The sequence below is a fragment of the Variovorax sp. EBFNA2 genome, from assembly GCF_033802765.1.
GTDB lineage: Bacteria > Pseudomonadota > Gammaproteobacteria > Burkholderiales > Burkholderiaceae_C > Variovorax > Variovorax paradoxus_H.
In genome coordinates, this window is record NZ_CP138496.1 from 3,182,918 (window position 1) to 3,196,341 (window position 13,424).

The 13,424-nt window shown below is 69.0% G+C and carries 11 protein-coding genes; 8 read left to right on the forward strand and 3 right to left on the reverse strand.

Going from position 1 to position 13,424, the window contains the following annotated elements; all coding sequences use genetic code 11:
* Positions 1-57 precede the first annotated feature (57 nt).
* Together RZE79_RS14925 and RZE79_RS14930 are read left to right on the forward strand one after the other, a co-directional pair.
* On the forward strand, positions 58-984 hold the full coding sequence (locus RZE79_RS14925) for a folate-binding protein (RefSeq protein ID WP_319361011.1): 927 nt from the start codon (positions 58-60) through the stop codon (positions 982-984).
* 146 nt (positions 985-1,130) lie between these two features.
* The gene (locus RZE79_RS14930; RefSeq protein ID WP_319361191.1) at positions 1,131-2,045 is read left to right on the forward strand and encodes a hypothetical protein; all 915 of its coding nucleotides are present in this window, start codon (positions 1,131-1,133) and stop codon (positions 2,043-2,045) included.
* 9 nt (positions 2,046-2,054) lie between these two features.
* On the opposite strand, the gene RZE79_RS14935 is transcribed toward RZE79_RS14930, so the two are convergent.
* From RZE79_RS14935 to RZE79_RS14945, 3 genes are read right to left on the reverse strand one after another with little or no spacing between them, the layout of a single operon-like run.
* Positions 2,055-2,939, reverse strand: a complete 885-nt coding sequence (locus RZE79_RS14935) for a YbgC/FadM family acyl-CoA thioesterase (RefSeq protein WP_319361012.1) — start codon at positions 2,937-2,939, stop codon at positions 2,055-2,057.
* Positions 2,936-3,850, reverse strand: coding sequence for an alpha/beta hydrolase (locus RZE79_RS14940; protein WP_319361193.1), 915 nt, complete (start codon positions 3,848-3,850; stop codon positions 2,936-2,938). The genes RZE79_RS14935 and RZE79_RS14940 overlap by 4 nt, the downstream gene beginning before the upstream one ends.
* A 53-nt stretch (positions 3,851-3,903) precedes the next feature.
* Positions 3,904-4,776, reverse strand: a complete 873-nt coding sequence (locus tag RZE79_RS14945) for a fumarylacetoacetate hydrolase (protein ID WP_319361013.1) — start codon at positions 4,774-4,776, stop codon at positions 3,904-3,906.
* 63 nt (positions 4,777-4,839) lie between these two features.
* Here RZE79_RS14945 and RZE79_RS14950 point away from each other — a divergent pair, with 63 nt between their 5' ends.
* The 6 genes from RZE79_RS14950 to RZE79_RS14975 all read left to right on the forward strand — a co-directional run bounded on the left by RZE79_RS14950 (position 4,840) and on the right by RZE79_RS14975 (position 13,407).
* Entirely contained in the window at positions 4,840-5,976 is a 1,137-nt protein-coding gene (locus RZE79_RS14950) for an iron-containing alcohol dehydrogenase (RefSeq protein ID WP_319361014.1), read from the forward strand.
* A gap of 174 nt (positions 5,977-6,150) precedes the next feature.
* Positions 6,151-8,493 carry a type VI secretion system tip protein TssI/VgrG gene (locus tag RZE79_RS14955; RefSeq protein WP_319361015.1) on the forward strand — a complete coding sequence of 781 codons (2,343 nt, stop codon included), beginning with the start codon at positions 6,151-6,153 and terminating at the stop codon, positions 8,491-8,493.
* Positions 8,494-8,500: 7 nt separating this feature from the next.
* Complete coding sequence (locus RZE79_RS14960; RefSeq protein ID WP_319361016.1) at positions 8,501-8,938, forward strand: hypothetical protein; 438 nt, start codon at positions 8,501-8,503, stop codon at positions 8,936-8,938.
* Between the two features lie 7 nt (positions 8,939-8,945).
* The gene (locus RZE79_RS14965; protein WP_319361017.1) at positions 8,946-11,603 is read left to right on the forward strand and encodes a DUF2169 domain-containing protein; all 2,658 of its coding nucleotides are present in this window, start codon (positions 8,946-8,948) and stop codon (positions 11,601-11,603) included.
* The gene (locus RZE79_RS14970; RefSeq protein WP_319361018.1) at positions 11,600-12,724 is read left to right on the forward strand and encodes a pentapeptide repeat-containing protein; all 1,125 of its coding nucleotides are present in this window, start codon (positions 11,600-11,602) and stop codon (positions 12,722-12,724) included. Before RZE79_RS14965 ends, RZE79_RS14970 begins: the two co-directional genes overlap by 4 nt.
* A complete protein-coding gene (locus RZE79_RS14975) occupies positions 12,721-13,407 on the forward strand; it encodes a DUF3540 domain-containing protein (protein ID WP_319361019.1) in 687 nt (228 codons plus the stop codon). The genes RZE79_RS14970 and RZE79_RS14975 overlap by 4 nt, the downstream gene beginning before the upstream one ends.
* The last annotated feature ends 17 nt before the right edge of the window (positions 13,408-13,424 follow it).

A 13,424-nucleotide genomic window follows, 5' to 3' on the forward strand; every position in this document is an offset into this window, starting at 1 on the left:
TGCGACGGGGAATCCCTGCCGCCCCGAAGGAACAGGCACGGCCATGATAATTCAGCGATGACCACAGTCGTTCTCAACGGGGTGAGCACCCTGCCCCACCTCGGCGTGATTCGCGCCGAAGGCCCCGATGCCGCCAGCTTCTTGCACGGCCAGCTCACGCAGGATTTTTCTCTGCTCGGCGCCACCGAGGCCCGCCTGGCGGCGCTTTGCACGGCCAAGGGCCGCGTGATCGCCAGTTTCATCGGCATCCGGCCGCAACCCGAACTCATCCTGCTGGTGTGCAGCCGCGACATCCTCGCGGCCACGCTCAAGCGCCTGTCGATGTACGTGCTGCGCGCCAAGGTCAAGCTGACCGATGCCACCGAGCAGTTCGCGCTGCACGGCCTGGCCGGCACTGCCCTGACCGCCAACGGCCTCGACGCGGCCGTGCCGCCGGGGCGCCGCACGGCCATCGGCGAAGACATCAGCGTGGTGTCGCTCTACCCGGCCGACGGCGTGCCGCGCGCGCTGTGGATCGCCCCGACCGGCCAGAAGGCGCCCGTGGGCCCGACGCTCGACGTCGCCCTGTGGCCGTGGAGCGAGGTGCGCAGCGGCATCGTCACGCTGACCACGCCGGTCATCGAAGCCTTCGTGCCGCAGATGATCAATTACGAATCCGTGGGGGGCGTGAACTTCAAGAAGGGCTGCTACCCCGGCCAGGAAATCGTGGCGCGCAGCCAGTTCCGCGGCACGCTCAAGCGCCGCACCTACATCGCGCAGACCGACGCGCCGCTGGCCGCGGGCCAGGAGGTGTTTGCCGCCAACGACGCCGAACAGCCCGTGGGCACCGTGGCGCAGGCCGCACCCGCGCCCGACGGCGGCTGGTCGGCGCTCATCTCCATCCAGATCGCCGCGCTCGAAGCCGGCGGCCTGCACGCCGGCACGCCCGATGGGCCGGTGCTGTCGATCGACCCGCTGCCGTACCCGCTGCTCGAAGACATCTGATTCCCCCTGCGTCCCTGTTTTGTTTCCGGGGGCGCTTGGCGCTGTCTCAACGACAGCGCCATTTTTTTGCGCGGCGCTTAACCCCGTTCGCGAGGCCCCGCCGTAGAAGCCTGCATCGATCCACTCCTGGCAAGGAAGCCACCATGATGCAGCGCAGACTTCTTCTTTCCACCGTCCTGGCCCTGACCGCGCTGTCGGCGGGGGCGGAAAGCCCGGTTGTCCGGCCGTACGCGCCGCCGCCGGCCAGCCGCATCGGCGGGCTGATGCACATCAGCATCGTCGACCGCACGAACGGCGCCGAGCTGCCGGTCTACCGCCACCGCGGCGAGTACTGGGTGGCCGGCCGGCCCGGCGCGCGCTACGCGATCCGGGCGCGCAACGCGATGGGCGAACGCGTCATGGCCGTGATGTCGGTGGACGGCGTCAACGTCGTCACCGGCGAAACCGCCGGCATCGGCCAGAACGGCTACGTGTTCGGCCCGCGCGAACGCAGCGACATCACGGGCTGGCGCAAGAGCGATTCGCAGATCGCGGCCTTCGAGTTCGCCGCGTCCGGCAACTCGTACGCGAGCCGCACGGGCCGCCCCGACGACGTCGGCGTGATCGGCGTCGCGATGTTCCGCGAGCGCCGACCGGAACCGCCGCCGCCGGTCGTGACGCCTTATCCGTCGCGCGACGAGTACAACGGCGGCCTCGATCGCGAGCGGCGCAGCGAGGTTCCGCCGTCGATGGGCGATGCGCGCGCCAAGGCGGCCCCGCCCGCCGGCAACGCCGACATGGCCGCGGAGTCGTCGGCCGGCGCCATGGCCCGCCAGTCGGCGCCCAGCCCGAGCCTGGGAACGGCGCATGGACGGCGCGAGACTTCTTACGTCGGCAAGACGACCTTCGAGCGCGCCAGTTCGCAGCCCGACGAGGTGATCCGCATCCGCTACGACAGCCGCGAGAACCTGGTTGCCGCGGGCGTCATTCCGATGCCGCAGCGCTGGCCGCGCCCGTCAGGTCCGTCGCCGTTCCCCGGCTCGGACCCCGGCTACGTGCCGGACCCGCCAGCCCGCTACTGATCGGCTTGCTCAGCGCAGCGCGCGCCGCATCTCGATGTGCGGAATGCCGGCTTCCTCAAAAGGCTGACCGTGCACCGCGTAGCCGAGCCGCGCATAGAAGCGCTCGGCGCTGCGCTGCGCGTTGAGCGCCACCTCGCGGTCGCCGCGCGCGCGGGCCGCGTCTTCGAGCGCCTGCACCACAGCCGCGCCGTGGCCGCCGCTGCGCAAGGTGCGGTGCACCGCCATGCGGCCGATGTGCGACACGCCGTCTTCGGCGGGCAGCAGCCGGCCCGTGCCGATGACCTGCCCGAGGCGGTTGCGCGCCGCCGCATGCAGCACGACAGCATCGTGCGCGTCCCACTCCAGCTCCTTGGGAATGTTCTGCTCCTCGATGAACACGGCGCGACGCAACGCGCTCGCGCCTTCGCCGAGTGCGGCCCAGTCGCCGGTCTCGACCGTGCGCATCGGCTCGCCGGCCTCGAAGGCCATCAGCGTCTCGCGCAGCGCGGCGGGCACCGGCTTCGAGGTCTGCGTGGCCGGGTCGGCAAACACGTAGACGAGTTCGCAGCCGACCAGGAACTGGTCCTGGCGGAACAGCCCGCCCTGGAACACGATCGACGAATTGCCGATGCGCGCGCACTTCATGCCCACGTCGATCACGTCGTCCATGCGCGCCGAAGCGCGGAAGTCGATGGTCGCCTTGCGCACGTACAGGTCGCCGCCCAGCTCCAGCATGGCCTCTTCGTAAGGCAGCGCCATCGCCCGCCAGTAGTCGGCGATGGCGGTGTCGAAGTACATCAGGTAGTGCGCGTTGAAGACGATCTTCTGCATGTCCACCTCGGCCCAGCGCACGCGCAGGCGGTGGAAGAAGCGGAAGTCCGCGCGGACGGGGGTGTCGTTGGTGGGGGTGCTCATGGGTTCAATGCCTCTTTCAGTGCGCGGGCCGCGTCGTTCTGCGCTTGCAGCGCTTCGGGAATCGCGCGGCCCATCTTGATGAATTCGTGGATCACGCCACGGTAGATTTCCAGCTCGACCGCCACGCCCGCGGCGCGCAGCTTGTCGGCGTAGGCGATGCCTTCGTCCACCACCGGGTCGGCCTCGGCCAGCCCGATCCAGGCCGGCGCCACGCCGTCGACGTCGTCGGCCAGCAAGGGCGCAAAGCGCCAGTCGTCGCGGTCGGCGGGCGTGTTCACGTACTGGCCGAAGAAGAAGTCGATCATGGCCTTGGTCAGCAGCGGACCGTCGACATGGCGTCGGTGCGAGTCGGTGTCCTGGTGCGCGGCCATGCCCGGATAAATGAGCAGCTGCAGCGCCACCGGCAGGCCGGCATCGCGCGCCAAGATCGCGCACACGGCCGCCAGCGTGCCGCCGGCGCTGTCGCCGCCCACCGCCAGGCGCGAGCCGTCGAGGCCCAGGCTCGCACCCTGCGTGGCGATGAGCTGAAAGGCGTCCCACGCATCGTTCGATGCGGTCGGAAACTTGTGTGCGGGCGCAAGCCGGTAGTCGATCGACACCACCGCGCAGCCGCTTTTCTGGCTCAGCACGCGGCACAGCGTGTCGTGCGTGCGGATGTTGCCGACCGTGAAGCCGCCGCCGTGGAAGTACACGAGCACCGGCAGCACCTCGGCCGACGGCGCATAGAGCCGCGCGGGAATGGCATGGCCGTCGCGCGCGGCGATGTGGAAGTCTTCGATGCGCGCCAGCTCGGGCTTGGGCACCTCGAGCACGCCCGCGCCCTTTTCGTACGAGGCCTTGGCTTCGTCGGGCGTGAGGCGGTCCAGTGGCGGATGGCCCGCGCGGCCCATGCGTTCGACCACGCCGGCCATCTTCGCGGTGAGTGCGGGCTGAGCGAGACGGTTGTTCGTTGTAGTGGTCGTACTCACTTGAAAGACACCACCACCGGTTGCATGCGCGACAGCCCTTCGTAGCTCACCACCACCGTCAACCCCGCCTTGGGCGGCAGCAGCGGCGAGAACGAGCCCAGGCTGATCAGGTCGCCCGGTTTCAGCGCGATGCCTTCCTTGGCCAGTGCACCGGCCAGCCACACCACGGCATTGAGCGGGTGCTCGAGGATGTCCGAGCCCTTGCCGGTGGCCAGCTCCTTGCCCTGCCCGTCCTTCATGACCACGCGCATGTCGCGCAGGCTCTCGAGCATCCCCGACTGGCCGTCGGCCGTGGCCGGCACATCGACCGGCAGGCCACGCACACCGAGCCGCGCACCGACGTTGATGGCCGCCACGCCCGGGCCGTTGAGCTTGGACGGCGTCTGCACCGCGAGGTCGGGCAGCTCGATGAAGGGAATCAGCTGGTCGATGTTGGCCAGCACCTCGGCCGGCGTCCTGGCCTTGTGGATGTCGGCGCTCTTCACGCGCACCAGCATGTCGGCTTCGAACAGCGGCCGCGCACCGAAGGCCGCATCGACCACCGCGCCGCTGTCGAGCAGCATGCGCTGGTAGAGCACGCCCCACACCGGCTGGTCGTAGTTGAAGCGCTTCTGCACCGCGGGGTTGGTGAGGCCGGCCTTGTAGCCGACCACCTCGCCCAGGTTGCGCGCATGCAGCACGTTGAGCTTGGCGCGCGTGCAGGCGGCGTCGGCCTCGTTGAGGTTCTCGATGTCGGCGGCGGGCGTGCGTGCCGCCTGCGCGGCGGCGAAGTCGGCCACCTGGGTGTCGCTGAGGCAGGCGGCGTGCGCGGAGGCCGCCAGCAGCACTGTGCCGAGGGCGACAGACGCAAGGGTTTTGTTGGTGGGCAAGAATGTCCCCTCTTGTTAGATTCGAACGGTCAGCAATCGTACTGCCCTCGGGCGTTCACCCTCATGGCTCTCATCCAATACCTCACCCAGATCCAGTTCGAATTCGGCGCCATCAAGCTCCTGTCGAGCGAGTGCGCGCGCATCGGCATCCACCGCCCCCTGATCGTTACCGACGCCGGCGTTCGCGCGGCCGGCGTGCTGCAGAAGGCGCTCGATGCCATCGCCGATCTCGAGGTCTCGGTGTTCGACCAGACGCCGTCCAACCCGACCGAGGCCGCCGTGCGCGCCGCCGTCGAGCTCTACCGCAGCGGCCGCTGCGACGGCCTCATCGCCGTAGGCGGCGGCTCGGCCATCGACTGCGCCAAGGGCGTGGCCATCGCGGCCACGCACGAAGGCCCGCTCAAGACCTACGCCACCATCGAAGGCGGCTCGCCCAAGATCACCGAGCGCGCGGTGCCGCTCATTGCCGTGCCCACCACCAGCGGCACTGGCAGCGAGGTGGCGCGCGGCGCCATCGTCATCGTCGACGACCACCGCAAGCTGGGCTTCCACAGCTGGTTCCTCATGCCCAAGGCCGCCATCTGCGACCCCGAGCTCACGCTCGGCCTGCCGCCCCGGCTCACGGCCGCCACCGGCATGGACGCCATTGCGCACTGCATGGAAACCTTCATGTCGGCCGCCTTCAACCCGCCGGCCGACGGCATCGGCCTCGATGGCCTGGAGCGCGCCTGGGGCCACATCGAACGCGCCACCAAAGACGGCAGCGACCGCGAGGCGCGCCTGAACCTCATGAGCGCGTCGATGCAGGGCGCCATGGCCTTCCAGAAGGGCCTGGGCTGCGTGCATTCGCTGAGCCACAGCCTGGGCGGCGTCGATCCGCGCCTGCACCACGGCACGCTCAACGCCCTCTTCCTGCCCGCGGTGATCCACTTCAACGCCGGTGCCGAGTCGGTGCAGAAAGAACAGCGCCTGCAGCGCATGGCGCAGGCCATGCACCTGGATTCGGCCGGTGACCTCGGCGATGCGATCCGCGACATGAACGCGCGCCTCGGCCTGCCCGCCGGCCTGGCCGAAGTGGGCGTGACGCCCGCGATGTTCGAACAGATCATCGACGGCGCCATGGCCGACCATTGCCACAAGACCAACCCGCGGCTGGCCACGCGCGACGACTACAAGGCCATGCTCGAAGCGTCGATGTAAAACCTTTGCGTCACTCCTGCCGCGCAGGCGTGCATTCCCGTTTGTAAAAGGCCGTTTCGACGGCCTTTTGCATGGGCGCGTCATGGACATGACACGCGGCGTTTTCATACTGTCCCAGCCCCATCTGCAGAGGCTTCGCATCCGTGAAAGCCCGAGGGGTCAGGGAAGTGCCGAATGCCGCGTACCGTTCAAGTCCATACCGTCCTGAGCACCGAGCAGCTCAAGTTCCGCGCGATGCGGGGACACGAAGGACTCTCGCAACTCTTCGAGTTCGAGGTCGACATGGTCAGCACCAGCTTCAACCTCGATTTGAAGCGCCTGCTCGGCACCTCGCTCACGCTGGCCATTGCCGACGACGGCGCGCCGCGCTACCTCAACGGCACCGTGGTGCGCTTCGAGCTGGTCGGGCGCGCCAATGAAACCGGCCGCCACTACATCTACCGCGCGCTCGTGCAGCCCTGGCTGTGGTATCTCACGCGCACCACCGACTGCCGCATCTTCCAGAACCAGAGCGTGCCCGAGGTGCTCGACGCGGTGCTGGGCAAGTACGGCTTCCAGTTCGAGAAGCGCCTCACCGGCAGCTACCGCCCCTGGGAATACTGCGTGCAGTACCAGGAGAGCGACTTCGCCTTCGTGAGCCGTCTCATGGAGCACGAAGGCATCGCCTACCACTTCGAGCACAGCAACGGCTCGCACCTGCTGGTGCTGGCCGACGACGCCGGCGGCTACGCCAAGCTGCCGGGCCATGCCCGCATTCCGTACCGTCCGCGCGACCGCGTGGTGAATGCGCTGGAGCCCTGCATCGACCGTTGGCGCGTGGCCGAGCAGATCACCTCGGGCCGCGTGATGCTCGACGACTTCGACTTCCGCAAGTCGCGCGCCTCGCTGCAAAGCGTGCAGCAAGATCCCAAGGGCCACGACCACGCGACCTACGAAGTCTATGAATGGCTGGGCGGCTACAGCGAGCACCAGCAAGGCGATGCCTACGCGAAGATCCGCCTGCAAGAGCTGCAGTGCGCGCACGAGCTGGCCTCGGGCCATACCAACGTGGTCGGCATGGCGCCGGGCCACCTGTTCGAGATGACGCACTGCCCGCGCGAGGCCGACAACCGCGAGTACCTCGTCACCGAGACGCGCTACGACCTGCGCGAGCCCGAATATTCGAGCGGCGGCAGCAGCGAATCGGTGTGCGAGTTCGACTTCACCGTGCTGCCTTCGGGCGTGCCCTATCGCCCGGCGCGCACCACGCCGCGCCCGCGCACCAACGGCCCGCAGACCGCCACCGTGGTCGGCCCCGAAGAGATCTGGACCGACCGCTTCGGCCGCGTGAAGCTGCAGTTCCGCTGGGACCGCTACGGCCAGTCGGACGAAAACAGTTCGTGCTGGGTGCGCGTGTCGAGCAACTGGGCCGGCGCCAACTACGGCACCCTGCACATGCCGCGCGTGGGCCAGGAAGTGATCGTCGATTTCATCGGCGGCCAGCCCGACCGGCCCATCATCACCGGCCGCGTCTACAACAGCGACCAGATGCCGCCATGGGAGCTGCCCGCCAACGCAACGGCCAGCGGCATCCTCACGCGCTCCAGCACCGGCGGTGCGGCCAACCAGGCCAACATGCTGCGCTTCGAAGACCGCGCGGGCGCCGAGCAGATCCTGCTGCACGCCGAGCGCAACCTCGACGTCGAAGTGGAAGCCGACGAAACCCACACCACCGACGGCACACGCACCACGCTCATCAAGGGCCACGAGTCGGCCACTTATCAGGACGGCGAAACGCGCGACATCACCGCGGGCGCGACAGAAACCATCACCGGCGGCGACACGCGCGACGTGACCGGCGGCTTCAGCGAAACCGTGAGCGGCGGCGTGACGCAGCGCATCACGGGCGGCAAGACGCGCACGCTCAGCGGCGGGCTCACGGACACCATCTCCGGCGGCGTGACGCTCGCGATCAGCGGCGGCTTCAACGGCACCATCGACGGGCAGGAAATCCGCTTCGTGAGCGCGGGCCGCAACGACACGATCAACACGTCGAACACCGTGCACGTCAACGGCCCGTCGAACACCACGGTGACCGGCCCCACCGTGCACACCTCGCCGGACGTGACCTTCAACACCACGAACCACATCCACAACACGACGCAGCACGTGATCAACACCAACGTCTACAACACGACGTCGAACACCTACAAGAACATCACGAACGACTACACGAACAACTCGAAGACCTACATCAACAACTACGCCAAGAGCAACGACTGGCGCTGGTACCGCGCGGGCGGCGTGGGGGCACGTTTCTCGGCGGTCGGGGTGGCGCTCGACCTGTGGGGGCTGCGCCAGCAGAACTACCTCCTCAACTCGCAGTTCTCGGGCATTCGGCTCGACGTGGCGGTGTTCCGCTCGCAGAACTCGGCCACCGAGATCGAGGGAAAGTACCTCAAGGTCGCGAACATCGGCATGAAGATCGCGAGCGGCGGCCTGGCCTTCGCCGCCAAGGCGATGACCGTGAAGGTCTGAATTGCCGATGCCCGTCTGGGAGCAAATCCTCTGGAGCGTCTTCGCCGTGATGATGGGCGGGGCGCTGCTGGCCGGCGTCGCAGTGGTCGTCACCGCCACGCGCGAGCAGCGCAAGTACACGCAGGAGCGGCGCATCGGCAAGCGCCTGGGCTTTGCGGGCGTGGCCACGCACGGCGTCGTGGCACAGGTGCGGCGCTCCGAACACCAGCTCACGAGCCCGGGCAGCCACGGCCAGTGCATGGTCGCGCTCGAATTCACGCTGCAGATGCCGCCCACGTCCCCCGTGCCGACCGTGGTGCTGCGCACGCTGGTCGACGAGCTGCTGCTGCCCCGCCTCGCGGTGCCGGGCGCCACGCTGCACCTGGTCCAGGACCCGGCACATCCCGACGTGGTGTCGGTCGACCGGCAGCGCACGCCGCTCGAAATGGCACCTGCACGGAGCTAGCCGCGCCTTGAAAACCGTCAAGCCGCTGCGGCTGAGCGTCATCACGCGCCCCTTCCTGCGGGGCCGCCAGCAACGCCTGGGCGTCACGCTGATGGGCATGGTGTCGATGGACGCCGCGCCCGTGCTGCTGCCCGAGCCGGACTTCTGGAAGATCGCCGCCGAAGAGCTCGGCCCCACGGGCGCCATCGACCTGGGCATTCCCAAACCTCACGCCGAGTTCCTGGCCACCGGCCACGCCTACACGCACCACCAGGACGACAAGACCGCGTGCGCCGTCGCGATGCGCGTGGGTGAGCTTTCGCGCCAGCTGCTGGTGTTCGGCGACCGCTTCTGGCTCGACGGCCGCGCCACCGCGCCGCAGCCCTTCGAGTCGATGCGGCTCGACGCCACCCGCGCCTATGGCGGCCCCGGCTTCGCCGAGAACCCGCAGGGCATCGGGCACGCGCACGAAATCGTCAACGGCCTTCAGGTGCAGCGCCTGCCGAACATCGAAGTCCCGAAGCAGCGCATCGACCGGCCCGACCGCGAGACCGAACCGGCCGGCTTCGGCGCGATCGACCTGACGCGGCCCAGCCGCATGCGCCTGATCGGCCGGCAGTACGACGGCCACTGGCGTGAGCACCTGTTCCCCGGTTTTGCGGAGGACATGGACTGGCGCTTCTTCAACGCCGCGCCGCCGCAGCAGCGCTGGCCCGCGCGCGACCACATCCCCGGCGATACGCCCTACGAAATCTTGCACATGCACCCCACGCAACCGGTGCAGCGCGGGCGCCTGCCCGACTGGCGTGCGCGCGCCTTCATCGCGCGGCGGAGCGGTCGCGGTCGCGAGCCCGAGCAGTTCGACGAAGTGCCCATGCGCCTCACCACGGCGTGGTTCTTTCCGCACCGCGGACAGGTGGCGCTGATACACCACGGCGAGATCGACATCGTGGAAGACGACGCCGATGACGTGACGCATGTCATGCCGGCGATTGAAGCCGCGAGCGATGCGCCGCGCCCGCTGGCGCACTACTTCGCCCTGCTCCAGCGCCGCTGCGATCCCGAGACCGGCGCGCTGCATGCGGCGCGCGACGACGAACTGCTGCCCGCACAAGCCATCGGCCCCTGGCTCGACACGCTGGACGAGGGCGAGGAATCCGCCCTGGTGCGCAACATGCGCGAGCGCGGCGACCGGCTGCGCGCGGACATGATGCAGAAGGCGAGCGAGGCCGGTCACGATCCGCGTCTGCTGCGCGAACGGCCAATGCCAGAGCCATTCCGAAAGATGCCGACGCTTGCCGAACTGCCGGAATTCGTCGAGCGAACGAAGCGCTTCACCGAGGACCAACGCAAGGCGCTCGAAGACGGTCGGCGCGAACTCGAACGCGCGGGGCAACTCAACGCGGTCGAGTCGCGCCAGGTCGGGTTCGACTCGGCCGCGCTGGTGGCCGGCATCGACCGCACCACGACCAAAGGCCCGCCCGCCTTCGATGCACAGACCGTGCTGCAGGGCATGTTCGGCATCGCTGCTGCCACGGGCACGGCCGCGCTGCCGCCCGCGCAGCAGCAGGCCTTCGCAGAGGTGGTCGAGAAAGGCCAGCGTGGGCTGATCGACATGTACCGCATGGACGCGCAGCACCAGTTGCCGGCCGACGTGCTCGAAGGCGAACGCGCCGACGAGGCGCGTCGGCGTGTGCAGGACGCGATGGCCACCACGCGCGACCTCTCGGAGATGGACCTCACGGGCGCTGACCTGTCGGGCATGGACCTGCGCAGCGCGCGCCTGCACCGCACGCTGCTCGAACACGCGAACCTCGAAGGCGCCCGGCTCGATGGCGCCGATGCCACCGAGGCCGTGCTCGTGCGTGCGCGCCTTTCGCGCGCCTCGCTCGCGGGCTGCGTGCTGCACCGCGCGAACCTCAGCGTGGCCCATTGCGTCCACACCGATTTCACCGACGCGCAGCTGCATCACACCACGCTCGAGCAGACGCACTTCGACCACTGCGATTTCTCGCAGGCTTCGCTGGAACACCTGACCGTGCTCGGCCTGCAGGTTTCACACTGCCGCTTCGACACCGCACGCTTTTCCTACGTGACCTTCATCGAACAGACCCGCCTGCAGGACTGCAGCTTTCGCGGCGCCGTGCTCCACAAGGTCGGGCTGATCTCGTGCATCGCCGAGCGGCTCGACTTCACCGGCGCCAGGCTCGAAGCCTGCGCCTGGGCCCACACGCCGGGCGATACCGGCATCGTCTTTCGCGGCGCGACCCTGCACACCACCTGCTTCGTCGGCAGCAGCAGCCTGCGCACCATGGACTTCGAAGACGCGACGCTGGTGCAGTGCGGCCTGCGCGAGATGCCGCTGGACGGCGCGCGCTTCGTGCGCGCCACGCTCGACACGTGCGACCTGTCGGCCTGTAGCCTCACCGGCGCCGACCTGAGCGGCTGCGATGCGCCCGAAAGCCTGTTCATCCGCGCCGACTTCACGCAGGCTTCGCTGCGCGGCGCCAACCTCATGCATGCCAGCCTCCAGAAAGCCCGCCTGGTCCGCACCGACCTGCGCGAGGCCAACCTGTTCCGCGCCGACGTCTCGCAGACCCTGATCGACAGCGTGACCGACACGCACGGCGCGTACCTCGAACAGGCCAAGACCCTCCCGCGCCGCGCCGCGGATTCGGCCCGATGACGCCGGCCGAGCTGGCAGCGAAGATCCGCGGCGGCGAACACATCCAGGACCAGGACTTCCAGGGCATGAACTTCGACGGCATGGACCTGCGTGGCGGCAGCTTCGGCGCCTGCGACTTCCGCCGCGCCAACCTGCATGCCGCGCGATTGGGCGAATCGGTGTTCGACAGCTGCCGCTTCGACGACGCGGTGCTCGACGCCGCCGACCTGCAGCACGCCGCCTTCAACCGATGCGCCCTGCCCCGCGCGCACCTGCGGTCAGCGGCGATGGCGCACGCAGTCTTCAACGAAGCCGACCTGTGCGGTGCCGACATGGCCGAAGCGCAGGCGGGCCAGGCCACCTTTCACCAGAGCACGCTCGACGGCGCGGGCTTCGAGCGCGCGGACCTCACCAAGTCGGTGTTCGGCGAATGCCGCCTCGACGGCACGCGCTTCGGCGCCGTGGCGCTGAACACCACCGTCTTCTACCGCGCGGCGCTGCGCGGCACGCACTTCCGGGGCGCGAGTTTTCACAACGTGATCTTCGGCGAGGCCGACCTCGCGGGGCAGGACTTCTCGACTCAGTCCTTTCATCTCTGCCAGTTCATCGATGCCGACCTGACGGGCTGCAACTTCGCCGGTGCACGGCTGAGTCAGTGCAACTTCAAGGGCGCGAAGCTCGAAGGCGCGGTGCTGTCGGGCGTGCAGGCGCCCCAGTGCCTGTTCCCTGAAGCCGATCTGCGCCGGGCCGATGCGCGCGGCGGGCACTTCGACCAGAGCCTGTGGGTCGGTGCGCGGCTCGACGACGCCGACCTGTCGGACGCGCGGCTCGAACAGTGCGTGTTCCATCGCGCGAGCTGCCGCCGCACCGCGTTCGCCCGCAGCCACCTCGTGTACGCGGACTTCTCATACGCCGACCTCAGCGACGCCGACCTGCGCGGCGCCACCTTCCATCGGACCCAGATGCACCGCGTGATCGAGACCGGCGTGCGCTGGAGCGATCGTCTCGGCGTGCTCGACAGCGACCCGGCGCTGTTCGAGGCCGAGCGCTTTTCCGCGGCCCGCGCGAGCCGCCCACAACGCGCCGGCCGCGACACCTTCGGGCGGCCGCTGCCGACCGATCCACAGGACACCCTGCCATGAACCACCGCGCCGTTCGCGAGCTTGTCTCGCCGCTATCGGATACGCCTGAGACCGAGATGCACGCGCTGCTGCGCAAGCCGCTGCCGTCGATCGCCGCCCCGGCCTGGACCGGCAGCGCGCTCGGCACCGTCGTGCAATCGCTGCCCGACGGCCGCTTCGTCGTCGACCCGCAGCAAGGCGGCGCGCCCTGGCACTGCCCGCGCGCCGCGAGCTGCCTGCTGCAGCCCCACACCGGCGACGTCGTGCTCGTGGCCGGGCCGCAGCGCGACCAGCTGTTCCTGATCGCCGTCGTCACGCAGGCGGACCCCAGCCAGTCGCAGCTCGTGAGCGACGGCGACCTCACGATCCGCTCGCACCGCGGCGGCATCGCGCTGCAAGCGTCAGCATTCGCACTTCAGGCCGAAAAGGCCACCGTCGACATCACCGACATGGCCTACCGCGGCGCCGAAGTGCGCGTGACCACGCTGGTCGCGCGCTTCGTGGGCCGCACGCTCGAGACCGTGCTCGACCGCCTGAGCCTGCTCACGCGCTCGAGCTTTCGGCTCACCGAAGAGGTCGAGCAGGTGCGCGCGGGCCAGATCGACATGCAGGCCTCGGAAAGCCTGCGCCTGCACGCGAAGAACACCTTCGTGACCAGCCAGGCGCTGGTGAAGGTCGACGCCGAACAGATCCACATGGGTTGATGCAGACAGAGAAAAAG

Bases quoted from the DNA above. Each gene is read 5' to 3' on its own strand.
- RZE79_RS14925 (WP_319361011.1), top strand. From the start codon at position 58: ATGACCACAGTCGTTCTCAACGGGGTGAGCACCCTGCCCCACCTCGGC.
- RZE79_RS14930 (WP_319361191.1), top strand. From the start codon at position 1,131: ATGCAGCGCAGACTTCTTCTTTCCACCGTCCTGGCCCTGACCGCGCTG.
- RZE79_RS14935 (WP_319361012.1), bottom strand. From the start codon at position 2,939: ATGAGCACCCCCACCAACGACACCCCCGTCCGCGCGGACTTCCGCTTC.
- RZE79_RS14940 (WP_319361193.1), bottom strand. From the start codon at position 3,850: ATGGCCGGCGTGGTCGAACGCATGGGCCGCGCGGGCCATCCGCCACTG.
- RZE79_RS14950 (WP_319361014.1), top strand. From the start codon at position 4,840: ATGGCTCTCATCCAATACCTCACCCAGATCCAGTTCGAATTCGGCGCC.
- RZE79_RS14955 (WP_319361015.1), top strand. From the start codon at position 6,151: ATGCCGCGTACCGTTCAAGTCCATACCGTCCTGAGCACCGAGCAGCTC.
- RZE79_RS14960 (WP_319361016.1), top strand. From the start codon at position 8,501: ATGCCCGTCTGGGAGCAAATCCTCTGGAGCGTCTTCGCCGTGATGATG.
- RZE79_RS14970 (WP_319361018.1), top strand. From the start codon at position 11,600: ATGACGCCGGCCGAGCTGGCAGCGAAGATCCGCGGCGGCGAACACATC.
- RZE79_RS14975 (WP_319361019.1), top strand. From the start codon at position 12,721: ATGAACCACCGCGCCGTTCGCGAGCTTGTCTCGCCGCTATCGGATACG.